Source organism: Streptomyces sp. NPDC017979, from assembly GCF_044328175.1.
In the GTDB taxonomy this organism is placed as follows: domain Bacteria; phylum Actinomycetota; class Actinomycetes; order Streptomycetales; family Streptomycetaceae; genus Streptomyces.
The window spans coordinates 945,824-960,104 of the sequence record NZ_JBIRGU010000001.1 but is presented as its reverse complement, the minus strand read 5'-3'; the positions used below and the strand labels follow the sequence as shown (position 1 = coordinate 960,104).

The following is a 14,281-nucleotide window of genomic DNA, read 5'->3' as shown; positions in this document are numbered from 1 at the left end:
CGCCAGAACTGATGGGGCCCGGCGGGCACGCGAGACGGCCGTGGTGCGTTGGACACCCCGTGGGGGTGTCCCCGGGGTACGGGGTGCGGGCGCGGCGTCGCCGCCCCGGGTCGTCAGTTGAGGATGGGGGAAGCAGTCCGTGATCGTGGTCGTCCTGCTCGCGGTGGTGGCGGTGGTCGCACTGCTGGCCGCGGCGCACTGGTACGTATGGTTCCGGCTCGTCCGGTCCACGACCGCGAACCGCACCGCGCGCCGGGTCGGAGCGGTCGTGGTGACCGTGCTGCCGCTGCTCTCCTTCGCCGCCCTCGGGTCCTCCCGGTCCGGGGCGCCGTTCTGGCTCGAAAAGATCCTTGCCTGGCCCGGCTATTTGTGGCTGGCCGTGCTGTTGTACCTGGTGCTGTTCCTGCTCGCGGGTGAGGTCGTACGGGTCGTGTGGCTGCGGGTCGCGGCGCGGCGCGGGGGCGCGGAGGCTCCTGCGGCGGTGCCCGCAGAGACCGTCGCTCCGGCACAGACACAGACGCCGGTCCCGAGCCGGGCTCCCGTTCCCGCGGCGGGCGTCGGTGCGGGGGAGTCCACGGCCGAGCCCGCACCCCTGCCCGAAGAGCCCGAGCCCGCCGCTGCTCATGCCTCTGCCTCTGCCTCTGCCTCGGCCCCTGCTCCTGCTCCTGCTCCTGCTCCTGCGACGCAGCCGGCCACGACCCCCGCCCCCACCCCTGTCGCCGTCTCCCGGCGCACCTTCGTCTCCCGCGTCGTCGGCGCGGGCGCCGCCGCCGCGGCCCTCGGCACCGTCGGATACGGCGCGTACGGCGTCCTGAACGGCCCCAGCGTGAAGCGGGTCACCGTGCCGCTCGCCAAGCTGCCGCGCTCCGCGCACGGATTCCGCATCGCCGTCGTCAGCGACATCCACCTCGGCCCCATCCTGGGCCGCGGCCACACCCAGCGGATCGTGGACGCGATCAATTCCACCAGCCCCGACCTCGTCGCCGTCGTCGGCGACATGGTCGACGGCGACGTCGCGGACCTCGGCCCGGCCGCCGAGCCCCTGACCCAGCTCCGGGCCAAGCACGGCTCCTTCTTCGTCACCGGGAACCACGAGTACTTCTCCGGCGCCCAGCAGTGGGTGGACCACGTCCGCGAGCTGGGCCTGCGGCCCCTGGAGAACGAACGCGTGGAGATCGCCGCCGGGTTCGACCTCGCCGGCGTCGACGACGTCGAGGGCGAGAAGGAGGGCAAGGGTCCCGACTTCGCCAAGGCCCTCGGCGACCGCGACCGCACCCGGGCGTCCGTGCTCCTGGCCCACCAGCCCGTGGTCATCCACGACGCGGTGGACCACGGCGTGGACCTCCAGCTCTCCGGCCACACCCACGGCGGCCAGCTCTGGCCCGGCCCGTACCTCGCGGGGCTGGCGAACCCGACGGTCGCCGGCCTGGAGCGGTACGGCGACACCCAGCTCTACGTGACGCGCGGCGCCGGCGCCTGGGGCCCGCCGGTCCGGGTGGGAGCGGAGTCGGACATCACGGTGGTCGAACTGGCGGCGCGACGAGCCTGAGCGCCGCGCAGCCCTGACGCACGGCCCCGGCTCACGGTCCTTTACGTACGGTTCAGAGCTCCGAATCGCCCCAGGACACGACGCGCACCTCGTCGCCCACGGCCAGCTCGCCCGGGCTGAGCACCGCGTACTTCGTCCCGAAGGCGACGCCGCCCGCGGCGGCCCGACGGTAGCCGGCCAGGGTCCGCAGCGGCTCGGGGCCCGCCTTGGCGCCGGCGCCCTGGTCAACCGTGGTGACGGCGCACCGGACGGCGAGCTTCGCGTAGCCGAGTTCCACGTCGGCGACGGCGATCCGATGGGCGCGGTCCTCGGTGTGCGGGGCGTCCCAGCCGTCGACGACGACGTTCGGCCGGAAGCGGTCCATGGGCAGCGGCGGCGCGCCGTTCTCACCCAGCCGTCGGTTCAGCAGGTCCAGCGAGGACCGGGACAGCACGTGAACGGCACAGCTGTCGGCGTACCCGGAAGTGCCCGGTATCCGACCGTCGGTGACCCGGTCGTGGTCGACCGGAACGCGCACCAGTCGGCTCGGGGCCCCGAGGAAGTCGGACAGCCAGCCGGCCACGCCGTCCCCCTGGTCGACGCCCCTGAACGCCTTCCCGAACAGCTCGACCTGCCGGGGCGGACCGGAGGCGTCGACGTCGATCCCGACCGGGTCCGTGCCCGGAGCGCCGAGCGTCAGCCGCTCTCCGCCGTCGCTGACCTCGGGCCGGATCACGGCCATCCGCGGATGGCGCCGCTGCGTGCGGAAGACGCCTTCTTCGCTGGTGACCATGAAGCTGCGGTCGTGGGCGAGACCCGCGGGCGTCAGCACCGCGGTGGGCGTCGACACCCCCGCGCATCCCTTGACGGGGTAGGACAACAGCTCCGCGACCGTGGCCACGCGCCCTCCTAGTGCTGTGTTCATGCCACCGGCCTACGACCGTATGGACCCGAGCAGCGGTGCCGCAAACGGGAATCCCGCCAGTGTCACGTCGGCCGCCGCCCACCCCACCGACCTCAGCCCGGCAGCCAGGGCGCGCTCGGAAACGTCACCGTCACCGTCAGGCCCGCGCCCGGGGACGTCGTCACCGCGACCGCCGCCCCGTGGGCGTCCGCCGCCGCGAGGACGATCGACATGCCCAGGCCACTGCCCGTGCCCGCGCCACCCGTGCTCCTGCCGCCCGTGCCCGCGCCGTCCGCGCGGAAGAAGCGGTCGAAGATGCGGTCCGCGTCGTCCGGTGCCATGCCCGGGCCCTCGTCCGCCACGCGCAAGAGCACCGAGCCGTCGGGCGCGGCCGACACCTCCACCGTCACGTCCGCGTCCACCGGCGTGTGCACCCGCACGTTCGCCAGCAGGTTGCCGACCAACTGCCGCAGCGTGGCCTCGTCACCGAGGACCGCCCCCGGCGCCCCGTCCCGCACCACCACCCGCCGCTCCCGCTGCTGCGCCACCAGGTCGTCCGTCGCGTCCCGGACCAGCCGGCCCAGGTCGACCGGGGCCAGCCGATGGACCTCCGGGCGGCCCTCCAGACCGTCCAGGCGGGCGAGCGTCAGCAACTCGGACACCAGCCGGCCCATCCGGTCCGCCTCCGCGGTCATCCGGACCAGGGCCCGTTCCCGCTCGGCCGGCGAGCGCAGCATGCCCCGGTCGTAGAGCTGGAGGTAGCCCTGGATCGCGGCCAGCGGCGTGCGCAGCTCGTGGGAGGCGTCCGCCACGAACCGCCGTAGCTGCGCCGCGCTGCGCTCCCGCGTCTCGAACGCCGACTCCACCTGGTGCAGCATCGAGTTGAGCGCCACCCGTAGCTGCTCGATCTCGTTCACGGGGTGCCGGCCGGCCGGTACGCGCCGGGCGAGGTCGCCCTCCGCGATCGCGGACGCCGTCTCCACCATGCCCTCCAGCGGACGGACCAGGCGCTTGGTGCTCTTCATCGTGACCAGCGCCAACAGGCACAACAGCAGCCCGCCGAAGGCCAGGTCGACCTTGAGCGCCTTGTGGATCCCGGACCGTACGGCCTCCACGTCCGCCGCGAGCAGCAGCACCGACCCGTCCCGCAGGGCGCCGGCGACGACGCGGTAGGGGTCGCCGGCCACCTCCACGTCCCGCACCCGACCGCTCGCGGCGAACCCCGCGGCGTCCCCCACCGCCGCCGCCAGCTCCAACTGCCGCCCGCTGGGCTCGTGCGTCGCGAACGGCGTCGGCCGCATCCCCGCGTCCAGCGCCACGAGGATGGTGCCCGGCCGCGGCAGCGCCGTCGAATCCGGCTCCCTGGGCGACGCGACGTGCTCCAGCAGGGTGGAGATCGCCTGGAGTTGGTTGAGGTCCTCCTGGGTGAAGTCGGTCTGCTGCACCGCCTCCCGGCTGGCCAACAGCTCCCCGTCCACCCGCTGCAACAGGTAGTGCTGCATCGCCAGCAGGCTGACGACGGTCGCCGCCGCCACTCCGAGCAGCAGCAGGAGCAGGTTCACCAGCGTGAGCTTGGCCCGCAGGGAGTGCATCCGCCGGTGCCGTACCCGCACCCAGCGCCGGAAGCCCTCCAGGGAACCGGTCCAGCCGCGCACCCGCACCGCGCGGTCGTCGACGTCCGGAGCTTTCACGTCAGCCCGTAGCCCACGCCCCGGCGCGTGGTGATCAGCGGCGGCCCCAGCGGATCCAACTTGCGCCGCAGATAGCTGACGTACGTCTCCACCACGGTCGACTCCGCGGAGTGTTCGTAGCGCCACACGTGCCTCAGGAGTTGCTCCTTGGACACCACCCGGCCCGCGTTGCGCACCAGGAAGCGCAGCAGGGCGTACTCCGTCGGCGTCAGTTGCACCGCGCGGTCGCCGCGCCGGACCTCGTACGTCGTCTCGTCCAGTTCGAGGTCCCGGTGGCGGAGCGGCGGCGGCACCGGGAGGACGTCCCCCGGGGGCGCGGGGCGGGTGCGCCGCAGCACGGCCTGGATGCGGGCCACCACCTCGTCGACGTTGAACGGCTTGGTGATGTAGTCGTCGCCGATCCGCAGCGCGCCCACCACCTCGGCGGGCGCGTCCCGGGCCGTGACGAACAGGACCGCGGTTTCGGGCAGTCGGCTGCGCAGCGCCCGGCCCAGCGCGCGGCCGTCGCCGTCCGGCAGCATCACGTCCAACAGCGCCACGTCGGGCCGCGCCCGCTCGGCGAGCAGTTGCGCCTGCCGGACGCCGGCGGCGGTCACCACTTCGAAGTCGTGGTGGCGCAGGGCGATCGCGAGCACGTCGGCGATGCTCGGCTCGTCCTCGACGACCAGCACCGTCGCCCCCGTGTGCCGTTCCCGCTGCTCCATCGTCCGCGCCCCCTCCGCTCGGCTCCCAGTATCCGTACGAATGCGGCCCCGACGGGGCTCCGTTGTCTTGGAGTTCCTTGAGAGTCCGGCTCCGCGGCCGCCACGGGCCGGGCCGTCGACCGATGCTGAGGCGGGCCCCGGGGGACGTGGCGAGCTGGTGAAGGGAATGACGTCGTGGCGGCATGGGCACGTTGGTGCTATCGACACAGGTTGGTCGTCTTGGTGCTGTGGGTGGTGGCGCTGCTCGGCCTGGGGGCGCTGGGCGGTGCGAAGGGGTCCGACTACTCGAACGACTTCAGCCTCCCCGGCACCGACTCCCAACGCGCGTACGACCTGATGGCCTCGGCGTTCCCGGAGCGCTCGGGCGATCCGACGACGCTGGTGTGGCGCACCGCCGACGGCTCCGTGCGCGACGCCGCGGTGCGGGAGCGGCTGGAGCCGGCGCTCGCGGAGATCGCGCGGATGCCGGGAGTCGGGGAGGTCGTCAGTCCGTACGGCCCCGACGGTGCGGGCGCGGTCAGCGCGGACGGCCGGACGGCGTACGCGACGGTCGTCTTCGTCGACCGTGCCGAAGAGGTGCCGAAGGCGCTGGTCGAGGACGTCGTCGAGCAGGTGGCGGAGGCCCGCGCCGACGGGCTGCGGGTCGAACTCGGCGGTCAGGCCGTCGTGTACGCGAACGAGCCCCCGGCCGGCACGGCGGAGCTGGTCGGCATCGTCGCGGCCGCGATCGTGCTCTTCCTCGCCTTCGGCTCCCTCTTCGCGATGCTGCTGCCGCTGGTCGTGGCGTTGTTCGCGGTCGGCATCGGGTTGGTGCTGACGGGGCTGGTCAGCCACGGCACGGAGCTGGCGACGATCGCGCCGCTGCTCGGCACCCTCGTCGGCCTCGGCGTCGGCATCGACTACGCGCTCTTCATCGTCACCCGGCACCGCAGGGGGCTGTTGCGCGGCGTCGCGCCGCAGGACGCGGCGGTCACCGCGGTCAACACCTCCGGCCGCGCGGTCGTCTTCGCCGGCGCCACGGTCTGCATCGCACTGGCCGGGATGCTCGTGACGGACCTGCGCTTCCTCGAAGGCATCGTCATCGCCGCGTCCTTGACGGTGGTGCTGAGCGTGCTGGCGGCGATCACGCTGCTGCCCGCGCTGCTCGGGTTCCTGGGGCTGCGGGTGCTCAGCCGCCGGCAGCGGCGCCGGCTCGCGGCCGGAGGGCCGCAAGGTGCCGGCTCCGAGGGGGCGAGCAGCGCCGGCGCCCGCTGGGCCGCGTTCGTCGAGCGGCGCCCGAAGGCCGTCGGCGCGCTGGCGCTCGTCGTGATGGCGGTGCTCGCGCTCCCGGTGCTGTCGCTGCGGCTCGGCACCATCGACCACGGCAACCACCCCGAGTCCACGACCACCAGGAAGGCTTACGACCTGCTGGCCGACGGCTTCGGGCCCGGTTTCAACGGCCCGGTCCAGATCGTCGTCGACGGCGCCGAGCCGGCCGCCGTCGGTGCGCTCGCGCAGCGGGCGAAGGCCACGGAGGGCGTCGTACGGGCCGAGGTCATGCCCACGCCGCCCGGCTCGCGCGTCGCGGTGATCCACGTCGTACCGGCGACGTCGCCGCAGGACGAGCGGACCGGCCGGCTCATCGACGCGCTCCGCGACGACGTGGTCGCGCCGTCCGGGGAACGGGCCCACGTCGGCGGTGCGACCGCCGTCTTCAAGGACTTCGCCGAGGTCACCGCGGACCGGCTGCCGTACTTCCTCGTCACGGTCGTCGGGCTCGGCGCGCTCCTGCTGCTGATCGCGTTCCGTTCGATCGGGGTGCCGCTGACGGCGGCGGTGATGAACCTGGTCGCGGCGGCGTCCTCGTTCGGGATCATGGTCGCGATCTTCCAGTGGGGCTGGGGCGGTGAGTTGATCGGCTTCGGCAAGGAGGGGCCGATCACCGCGTTCCTCCCGGCGATCATGCTGTCCCTGCTGTTCGGGCTCTCCATGGACTACCAGGTCTTCCTGGTCAGCCGGATGCACGAGGAGTGGGTGCACACCAAGGACAACCAGCGGGCGGTGCGGGTCGGCCTCGCGGAGACGAGCCGGGTCATCAACTCGGCCGCCCTCATCATGATCTGCGTCTTCACCGCCTTCGTCTTCAGCGGAGACGTGGAGGCCGCGATGATCGGCGTGGGGCTCGCCGCGGCCGTCGCGCTGGACGCGTTCGTCCTGCGCACGGCGCTGGTGCCGGCGGTGATGTACCTGCTGGGCCGGGCCAACTGGTGGCTGCCGGGCTGGCTGGACAAGTGGCTGCCGCACTTCGCGGTGGAACCGAAGGAGGAACCGGCCCCGGCGAGCCCGGCCCGCAACGGGGCCAAGGAGGACGCGCCCGTCGGCAGCTAGTGCCGTGACCGGCAATGTTTGCCCGTGAGGGGCACTAGGACTTTCAGCACGGGTGTACGGGGCGCCGGCTCCGTACACCCGCGTCCATCACTTTCCGCCGTCCGGCGCCGAGCCGGGTCCGGGAGCCGGCTCGGCGCCGGCGGTGGACCGCCGGGTGAGCGGCTTGCGCCCGCCCGCCCGGCGGGTCGTCTTGCGGGCCGCGGTGTCCGACTTGCGCGCCGCGACGGACTGCGCCATGCCCGGCAGCAGGTCCGTGAAGAGCTCGTGCACGTCGTTGACGAGCCCCCGCAGGACCTTGAAGCGGGAGAGGTGGATCCCCTTCGCGGTCAGCCGGGCCCCCTTCTCCGCCAGTCTGCGGCTGCGCTCGTGGCCCTCGGACCGGTCGAACACCCAATACAGCACCAGCCCCATGTGGGACAGCCACAGCAACTCCGGCAGGGTGTCGGCCAGGTCCTTGGGGATCTTCGCCTTCGCCCCGGTCAGCACCTCCCGGTGGACCTGTACGGCCGCCTCCCGCGCCGGCTCCGACTCCGGCGAGAAGGGGCTGAGCGGAGACTCCGGATCGGCTGCGTTCTTGAAGAACTGGGCCGCGAACTCGTGGTACGGCTCGGCGATTTCCAACCAGGTCAGGTGCACGCCCGCGAGCCGGGCCGCGAGGTCCGTCTCGGCGGCCAGCAGCGGCTGCACCGCCGCCCGGTGCTCGGCGCCGATGCGGTCGTAGAACCCCTGGACCAGGTGTTCCTTGGACGAGAAGTAGTAGTAGGCGTTCCCGACCGACACCCCCGCCTCCAGGGCGATGGCCCGCATCGTCGTCTTGTCGTAGCCCCGTTCTTGGAACAACCGGAGCGCGGTCTCCAGGATCAGCGTCCGGGTCTGCTCGCTCTTGGGGGCGCTCTTGCCGTCACTCACGCTGCCCGAGCCTAATGGGGCGGGGCGCACCGGTCGCCACAGGGCGCTGACGGTGGTGGCCCCGTCCGGCCCGGCACCTCGTCGAGCCATCGTTGCGTCGCTCCCGTCGCCGTCCGGTACTTGGCCGCGGCCATGACGGCGGCGCGGGCGAAGGACGCCCCGGAGGGGCCGGCCAGCCAGTGCGCCTTGGCCCTGTGGTCGGCCAGCGCCCACAGGCAGACCACGAACGCAGCGTCGTCCGTGAAGACCTGACCCCCGTCGCCGATGACGGTGATCTTGCGGAGGGTGGCCGCGTGGTCGAGGTCGGGGAAGAGCGTCCTCGCCTGCGCCGAGCCGACCGGCACCAGGTCCATCGGTACCAGCTTGTGCTGCCGCTCCAGCCAGCCCTTGAGATGGGCGCAGAGGCCGCACTCGGGGTCGAACAGGACGGTCAGCCGACGCACCACCGCGCCGTCGGGCCCGTGGGCGGTCACCGCGCCGCTCACCGCGGGCTCGGCGGGGTGTCGGTGGGGCCGGCCACCGGTCCGTGGCCCGCCGTCGGGGGCTGGCCCGGCATGGGGCCGTACCCCGTCGCCGCCCGGCTGTGCCCCGTCGCCACGGCCGGGGGCCGCAGCCAGCCCTGCGGGGCGACCGGCGGCGTCGACTCGTGCCGCTGTAGCCCCCGCCGACGGATCTTGTTGAGCACGAAGAAGTTGGTGAGGTGCAGCACGCCGAGGACGAACAGCACGACGCCGAGCTTCACCGACAGCTCCTCGAAGAGGTTGCGGGTGCTCTCCACGGTGTCGCCGATCTTCAAGTACGCGACGACGAAGCCCAGGTTGATCAGGTAGAAGCCGACGACCAGCAGGTGGTTCACGGCATCGGCGAGCTTCTCGTCGCCGTTCATGACGTCCGACAGGAAGACCCGTCCGTTGCGGCTGAGGGTGCGGGCCACCCAGACGGTCAGCGTGATGCTGATGGGGAGGTAGATCAGGTATCCGACGACGTTGAAGTCCATGCTCGCCGACCCTTCTGAACGTGTTCAAAAACTCCGACGACAGCAAGGTAGCCCTCTTTTTGAACACGTTCAACACGGAACCTGGGCTTCCGGAAAGTGGGTTGGCGGGCCCGCGGCCCCGGGGTAACCTCCGCGGATGACGCTCGCTCATGACCTGGCCGGCCCGACCGGCAGCGCACGCAACGTCGTGCTCCTGCACTCGACGGTGTGCGACCGCCGCATGTGGGACGCCCAGCTACCGGCCCTGGCCGCGGCCGGCAACCGGGTCGTTCGCGCGGACTTCCGCGGCTACGGCGAAACGCCCTGCGCGGGCGCGCCCGACGAACCCGCCGCCGATGACGCGGACGACGTACTGGCCCTGATGGACGCCGTGGGCATGGCGCGGGCGGTGCTGATCGGCGCCTCGTTCGGCGGGCGGACCGCCCTGGAGATCGCCCTGCGCGCCCCGGAGCGCGTCACCGGCCTCGCGCTGCTCTGCCCCGGACCGCTGCCCGGCGTGCCGGAGAGCGCGGAGCTGACCGCCTTGGAGGAGCGGGAAGTGGAACTCGTCCAGTACGGCGACCTGGACGAGGCGGCGGCGCTCTGCGCCCGCACCTTCCTCGGCCCCGAGGCGGACGGAGCGACCCTCGCCGCCGTCGCCGCCATGCAACTGCACGCGTACGAGGTCCAACTGGCCACCGCCGACGAGCCCCCGGCCGCGGCCGACTTCGACGTCGCCGCGCTGGCGGACGTGTCCGTGCCGGCGCTCGTCGTCTCCGGCGCGCACGACCTCGTCGACTTCCGCACCGCGGCGCGGCGAGCGGCGGCGGCCCTGCCCGGCGCGCACCACCGCGAACTGGAGTGGGCCGGCCACCTCCCGAGCCTGGAACGCCCGGCCGAGGTCACCGGCCTGCTCGTCGACTTCCTCGACGCCGTCTACCCCGACGCCGTCACATCGCGCTGAGCGAGCGCGCGTAGTTCACCTGACCCGCAACGTGCTGGATCGTCATCATGTGCTGCGCGGGCAGCAGCGTGACGTGGTGCTTGCCGCCGCTGGTGACCGTGACCTGGACGTAGCCCGTGGTCTGCTTCTCCTTCATCAACAGGAACAGCAGGCCGAGGAAGCAGAAGAAAAAGAAGACCACCGCGAGCACGATCGCGTGCGTGGGGATCTTCTCCTCGGTGCGGGACATGTCCGTGACGTTCCAGACCGCGCCCTTCAGCGGCAGGTGGCCGGACGGGGTGACGATGGTGTCGTGCAGGACCACGATGTCGCCGATGGTCACCAGCGGCGCCCCCAGGGGCACGGGTGCGCCCAACGGCGTCCCGAGCGGCGTCCCCAAGGGCGTGCCGAGCGGCACGGGGTACGACGGCTGGGTCTGGGCGTAGTGCGGCGGCTGGTTGGGATAGCCGTAGCCGGGGGCCGGGTAGCCGTACGCGGGAGTGCCGGGCGGAGTGTCCGGCCCCCACTGGTACTCGGGCTCGCCCTCCCGCGCGTAGGGGTTGTGGTCCGGGCTTGGATTCGTGTGCGGACCGGGCTCGGTCATCGTCAGCTCCCCGCTTCCTGCTGCGTCAACTCACCGTCCCCGTCGATCCTGCCACCCGGCGGCCCGCGGGGTGAAGCAACGATCCGGATTGTTGGCGAACGCGCAGGGCCCCGCATCCACCGGAGGGAATGCGGGGCCCGTCAGCCGAGCGTCGTGCGGGACCTCAGTAGCGACGCGTGATCAGCGCGCGCTTCACTTCCTGGATCGCCTTGGTGACCTCGATGCCGCGCGGACAGGCATCCGTGCAGTTGAACGTGGTGCGGCAACGCCACACGCCGTCCTTGTCGTTCAGGATCTCCAGCCGCTGCTCGCCGGCCTCGTCGCGCGAGTCGAAGATGAACCGGTGGGCGTTGACGATCGCGGCCGGGCCGAAGTACTGCCCGTCGTTCCAGAACACCGGGCACGACGTGGTGCACGCCGCGCACAGGATGCACTTGGTGGTGTCGTCGAAGCGCTCGCGGTCCTCGGCGGTCTGGAGGCGCTCGCGCGTCGGCTCGTTCCCCTTGGTGATCAGGAACGGCATCACGTCGCGGTACGCCTGGAAGAACGGCTCCATGTCCACGACCAGGTCCTTGAGGACCGTCAGGCCCTTGATGGCCTCGACCGTGATCGGCTTCTCCGGGTTGATGTCCTTGATCAGCGTCTTGCAGGCGAGCCTGTTCTTGCCGTTGATCCGCATCGCGTCGGAGCCGCAGATGCCGTGCGCGCAGGAGCGGCGGAACGTCAGCGTCCCGTCGATGTCCCACTTGATCTTGTGGAGGCCGTCGAGGACCCGCTCCTTGGGGTCGATCTCGATCGGGAAGTCCTCCCAGACCGCGTGCTCCGAGACCTCCGGGTTGAACCGGCGGATCCGGAACGTGACCGTGATCAGGTGGGAGGAGGCCGCGGCCTCCGCCTCCACCTTGTCCATCGTGGGAGTAGCCATCAGTACTTACGCTCCATCGGCTGGTAGCGGGTCTGGACGACCGGCTTGTAGTCGAGGCGGACGGACTCGGAGCCGTCGTCGCCGACCTCGCGGTACGCCATGGTGTGGCGCATGAAGTTGACGTCGTCGCGGTTGGGGTAGTCCTCGCGGTAGTGGCCGCCGCGGGACTCCTTGCGGGCCAGCGCGGAGACCGCCATGACCTCGGCGAGTTCGAGCAGGTTGCCCAGCTCGATGGCCTCCAGCAGGTCCGTGTTGAACCGCTTGCCCTTGTCCTGGATCGAGACGTTCTTGTACCGGGCGCGCAGCTCGGCGATCTTCTCGACGGCCGTCTTGATGGTCTGCTCCGTGCGGAACACCATCACGTTGGCGTCCATCGTCTCCTGGAGCTCGCGGCGCAGGTCTGCCACGCGCTCGCTACCCGTGGAGTCGCGCAGCTGCTCGACCATCTCCACGACCAGGGCCGCCGGGTCCTCCGGCAGCTCGACGTAGTCGGCCTGCACCGCGTACTCGGCCGCCGCGATGCCCGAACGCCGCCCGAAGACGTTGATGTCCAGCAGCGAGTTGGTGCCGAGGCGGTTGGCGCCGTGCACGGAGACGCACGCGACCTCGCCGGCCGCGTACAGACCGGGGACGACGGTGGTGTTGTCCGCCAGGACCTCGCCCTCGACGTTCGTCGGGATGCCGCCCATCGCGTAGTGCGCCGTCGGCTGGATCGGGATCGGGTCCGTGTAGGGCTCGATGCCGAGGTAGGTCCGGGCGAACTCGGTGATGTCCGGGAGCTTGGCGTCGAGCTGCTCCGGCGGCAGGTGCGTCAGGTCCAGGTACACGTGGTCGCCCTCGGGGCCGCAGCCGCGGCCCTCGCGGATCTCCGTGTAGATGGAGCGGGATACCACGTCGCGCGAGGCGAGGTCCTTCATGACGGGCGCGTACTTCTCCATGAAGCGCTCGCCGTCCTTGTTGCGCAGGATGCCGCCCTCGCCGCGGGCGCCCTCGGTGAGCAGGATGCCCATCCGCCAGATGCCCGTGGGGTGGAACTGGAAGAACTCCATGTCCTCCAGCGGCAGCCCGCGCCGGTAGCAGGCCGCCTGGCCGTCGCCGGTGAGGGTGTGCGCGTTGGAGGTCACCTTGAAGAACTTGCCGGTGCCGCCGGACGCGTAGATGACGGCCTTCGCCTGGAAGATGTGGATCTCGCCGGTGGCCAGCTCGTACGCGACCACGCCGGCCGAGCGCTTGACGCCGTCGACCTCGGTGATGAGCTGGTCCAGGACGTAGAACTCGTTGAAGAACTCCACGCCCTCCTTGACGCAGTTCTGGTACAGCGTCTGGAGGATCATGTGGCCGGTGCGGTCCGCGGCGTAGCAGGACCGGCGCACCGGGGCCTCGCCGTGGTTGCGGGAGTGCCCGCCGAAGCGGCGCTGGTCGATGGTGCCGTCCGGGGTCCGGTTGAACGGCAGGCCCATCTTCTCCAGGTCGAGGACGGCGTCGATGGCCTCCTTCGCCAGGATCTCGGCGGCGTCCTGGTCGACCAGGTAGTCACCGCCCTTGACCGTGTCGAAGGTGTGCCACTCCCAGTTGTCCTCCTCCACGTTCGCCAGCGCGGCGGCCATGCCGCCCTGCGCGGCGCCCGTGTGGGAGCGGGTCGGGTAGAGCTTCGTCAGCACCGCGGTGCGGCTGCGCTTGGTGGCCTCGATGGCGGCGCGCATGCCGGCGCCGCCAGCACCGACGATGACGGTGTCGTACTTGTGGATCTTCATGAGGTTCGTCAGCCCCGGCTCTAGCGGATGTTCGGGTCGAAGGTGAAGATCACCAGCGAGCCCAGCAGGATGGTGAACACCGTCGCGGTGTACAGCAGGCCCTTGAGCCACAGTCGCGTGTTCGCGCGCTCGGCGTAGTCGTTGATGACGGTACGCAGGCCGTTGGCGCCGTGCAGCATCGCGAGCCAGAGCATCAGCAGGTCCCAGACCTGCCAGAACGGGGACGCCCAGCGGCCCGCGACGAACGCGAAGCCGATCTTGGAGACGCCGCCGTCCAGCACGAGCTGGATGATCAGGTGGCCGATGACCAGGACGACCAGCACCACGCCGGACAGCCGCATGAACAGCCACGCGGCCATCTCGAAGTTGCCGCGGGTGGAGCGCGGGGTGCGCGCGGTCCGCTTGCGCGGCGGCTCGATGACGGGCGCCGGGTTGTCGACGTCGTACAGGGGTTCCGTCTCGACGGCCCCGATTGCGGAAGAGGTGTCAGCAGACATGACCGGCATCAGCTCCCGAAGACTTCGCGTGCGGCGTGGCCGAGGACGGGATACAGGGCACCCGCCATCAGCACGATCCAGATGCCCATCACGGTCCAGAGCATCTGCTTCTGGAAGCGCGGGCCCTTGGACCAGAAGTCCACGGCGATGACCCGCAGGCCGTTCAGGGCGTGGAAGAGGACGGCGGCCACCAGGCCGTATTCGAGCAACGCGACGATCGGCGTCTTGTAGACGGCCACGACCTTGTCGTAGTCCTCTGGGGAGACGCGGACGAGAGCGGTGTCCAGGACGTGGACGAACAGGAAGAAGAAGATGAGGACGCCGGTGACTCGATGAGCCACCCAGGACCACATTCCTTCCCGGCCGCGGTACAGCGTTCCAGCCGGCACGGAAGAACCCTCCGGGAGCGGGGACTGGGGCCTGCCGGCTTGTGGGTGTCGGTCTGGCCCGGCCGGGTACGGTCCACCGGCCCCGGCCAT

14 protein-coding genes are annotated in these 14,281 nt (G+C 71.6%); 3 read left to right on the top strand and 11 right to left on the bottom strand.

Going from position 1 to position 14,281, the window contains the following annotated elements; all coding sequences use genetic code 11:
• Nucleotides 1–139: 139 nt before the first annotated feature.
• Nucleotides 140–1,549: a metallophosphoesterase gene (locus tag ACH4E8_RS04055; protein WP_398444089.1), complete on the top strand. Its 1,410-nt coding sequence runs from the start codon at nt 140–142 to the stop codon at nt 1,547–1,549.
• Nucleotides 1,550–1,601: 52 nt separating this feature from the next.
• Here the strand turns inward: ACH4E8_RS04055 and ACH4E8_RS04050 are convergent, their stop codons facing one another.
• The 3 genes from ACH4E8_RS04050 to ACH4E8_RS04040 form a co-directional block, all read right to left on the bottom strand.
• A complete protein-coding gene (locus ACH4E8_RS04050) occupies nt 1,602–2,453 on the bottom strand; it encodes an MOSC domain-containing protein (RefSeq protein WP_398444088.1) in 852 nt (283 codons plus the stop codon).
• Nucleotides 2,454–2,545: 92 nt separating this feature from the next.
• Nucleotides 2,546–4,123 (bottom strand): sensor histidine kinase, encoded by a 1,578-nt coding sequence (locus tag ACH4E8_RS04045; RefSeq protein ID WP_398444086.1) that lies wholly within the window; start codon nt 4,121–4,123, stop codon nt 2,546–2,548.
• On the bottom strand, nt 4,120–4,827 hold the full coding sequence (locus ACH4E8_RS04040; RefSeq protein ID WP_398444084.1) for a response regulator transcription factor: 708 nt from the start codon (nt 4,825–4,827) through the stop codon (nt 4,120–4,122). The genes ACH4E8_RS04045 and ACH4E8_RS04040 overlap by 4 nt, the downstream gene beginning before the upstream one ends.
• Nucleotides 4,828–5,001: 174 nt before the next feature.
• On the opposite strand from ACH4E8_RS04040, the gene ACH4E8_RS04035 reads away from it, so the two are divergent.
• Nucleotides 5,002–7,194, top strand: a complete 2,193-nt coding sequence (locus tag ACH4E8_RS04035; RefSeq protein ID WP_398444082.1) for an MMPL family transporter — start codon at nt 5,002–5,004, stop codon at nt 7,192–7,194.
• Between the two features lie 87 nt (nt 7,195–7,281).
• On the opposite strand, the gene ACH4E8_RS04030 is transcribed toward ACH4E8_RS04035, so the two are convergent.
• From ACH4E8_RS04030 to ACH4E8_RS04020, 3 genes are read right to left on the bottom strand one after another with little or no spacing between them, the layout of a single operon-like run.
• Nucleotides 7,282–8,193 carry a TetR/AcrR family transcriptional regulator gene (locus tag ACH4E8_RS04030; RefSeq protein WP_398444080.1) on the bottom strand — a complete coding sequence of 304 codons (912 nt, stop codon included), beginning with the start codon at nt 8,191–8,193 and terminating at the stop codon, nt 7,282–7,284.
• Nucleotides 8,115–8,576 carry a thiol-disulfide oxidoreductase DCC family protein gene (locus ACH4E8_RS04025; RefSeq protein ID WP_398444078.1) on the bottom strand — a complete coding sequence of 154 codons (462 nt, stop codon included), beginning with the start codon at nt 8,574–8,576 and terminating at the stop codon, nt 8,115–8,117. The genes ACH4E8_RS04030 and ACH4E8_RS04025 overlap by 79 nt, the downstream gene beginning before the upstream one ends.
• A gap of 8 nt (nt 8,577–8,584) precedes the next feature.
• On the bottom strand, nt 8,585–9,100 hold the full coding sequence (locus ACH4E8_RS04020; RefSeq protein ID WP_398444077.1) for a hypothetical protein: 516 nt from the start codon (nt 9,098–9,100) through the stop codon (nt 8,585–8,587).
• Nucleotides 9,101–9,236: 136 nt separating this feature from the next.
• Here ACH4E8_RS04020 and ACH4E8_RS04015 point away from each other — a divergent pair, with 136 nt between their 5' ends.
• Entirely contained in the window at nt 9,237–10,043 is an 807-nt protein-coding gene (locus ACH4E8_RS04015) for an alpha/beta fold hydrolase (protein ID WP_398444075.1), read from the top strand.
• On the opposite strand, the gene ACH4E8_RS04010 is transcribed toward ACH4E8_RS04015, so the two are convergent.
• The 5 genes from ACH4E8_RS04010 to sdhC all read right to left on the bottom strand — a co-directional run bounded on the left by ACH4E8_RS04010 (nt 10,030) and on the right by sdhC (nt 14,191).
• Complete coding sequence (locus ACH4E8_RS04010; RefSeq protein ID WP_398444073.1) at nt 10,030–10,626, bottom strand: hypothetical protein; 597 nt, start codon at nt 10,624–10,626, stop codon at nt 10,030–10,032. The two genes, ACH4E8_RS04015 and ACH4E8_RS04010, sit on opposite strands and share 14 nt — an antisense overlap.
• A 163-nt stretch (nt 10,627–10,789) precedes the next feature.
• Nucleotides 10,790–11,551 carry a succinate dehydrogenase iron-sulfur subunit gene (locus tag ACH4E8_RS04005; protein ID WP_398444071.1) on the bottom strand — a complete coding sequence of 254 codons (762 nt, stop codon included), beginning with the start codon at nt 11,549–11,551 and terminating at the stop codon, nt 10,790–10,792.
• On the bottom strand, nt 11,551–13,305 hold the full coding sequence (gene sdhA / locus ACH4E8_RS04000) for a succinate dehydrogenase flavoprotein subunit (protein ID WP_398444069.1): 1,755 nt from the start codon (nt 13,303–13,305) through the stop codon (nt 11,551–11,553). The genes ACH4E8_RS04005 and sdhA overlap by 1 nt, the downstream gene beginning before the upstream one ends.
• Before the next feature lie 20 nt (nt 13,306–13,325).
• On the bottom strand, nt 13,326–13,802 hold the full coding sequence (locus ACH4E8_RS03995; RefSeq protein ID WP_398444067.1) for a succinate dehydrogenase hydrophobic membrane anchor subunit: 477 nt from the start codon (nt 13,800–13,802) through the stop codon (nt 13,326–13,328).
• 8 nt (nt 13,803–13,810) lie between these two features.
• The gene (gene sdhC, locus ACH4E8_RS03990) at nt 13,811–14,191 is read right to left on the bottom strand and encodes a succinate dehydrogenase, cytochrome b556 subunit (protein WP_361538397.1); all 381 of its coding nucleotides are present in this window, start codon (nt 14,189–14,191) and stop codon (nt 13,811–13,813) included.
• Between the last annotated feature and the right edge of the window lie 90 nt (nt 14,192–14,281).

Bases quoted from the DNA above. Each gene is read 5' to 3' on its own strand.
- ACH4E8_RS04010 (WP_398444073.1), bottom strand. From the start codon at position 10,626: ATGACCGAGCCCGGTCCGCACACGAATCCAAGCCCGGACCACAACCCC.
- ACH4E8_RS03995 (WP_398444067.1), bottom strand. From the start codon at position 13,802: ATGTCTGCTGACACCTCTTCCGCAATCGGGGCCGTCGAGACGGAACCC.
- ACH4E8_RS04030 (WP_398444080.1), bottom strand. From the start codon at position 8,193: ATGGCTCGACGAGGTGCCGGGCCGGACGGGGCCACCACCGTCAGCGCC.
- ACH4E8_RS04005 (WP_398444071.1), bottom strand. From the start codon at position 11,551: ATGGCTACTCCCACGATGGACAAGGTGGAGGCGGAGGCCGCGGCCTCC.
- ACH4E8_RS04050 (WP_398444088.1), bottom strand. From the start codon at position 2,453: ATGAACACAGCACTAGGAGGGCGCGTGGCCACGGTCGCGGAGCTGTTG.
- ACH4E8_RS04020 (WP_398444077.1), bottom strand. From the start codon at position 9,100: ATGGACTTCAACGTCGTCGGATACCTGATCTACCTCCCCATCAGCATC.
- ACH4E8_RS04015 (WP_398444075.1), top strand. From the start codon at position 9,237: ATGACGCTCGCTCATGACCTGGCCGGCCCGACCGGCAGCGCACGCAAC.
- ACH4E8_RS04040 (WP_398444084.1), bottom strand. From the start codon at position 4,827: ATGGAGCAGCGGGAACGGCACACGGGGGCGACGGTGCTGGTCGTCGAG.
- sdhA (WP_398444069.1), bottom strand. From the start codon at position 13,305: ATGAAGATCCACAAGTACGACACCGTCATCGTCGGTGCTGGCGGCGCC.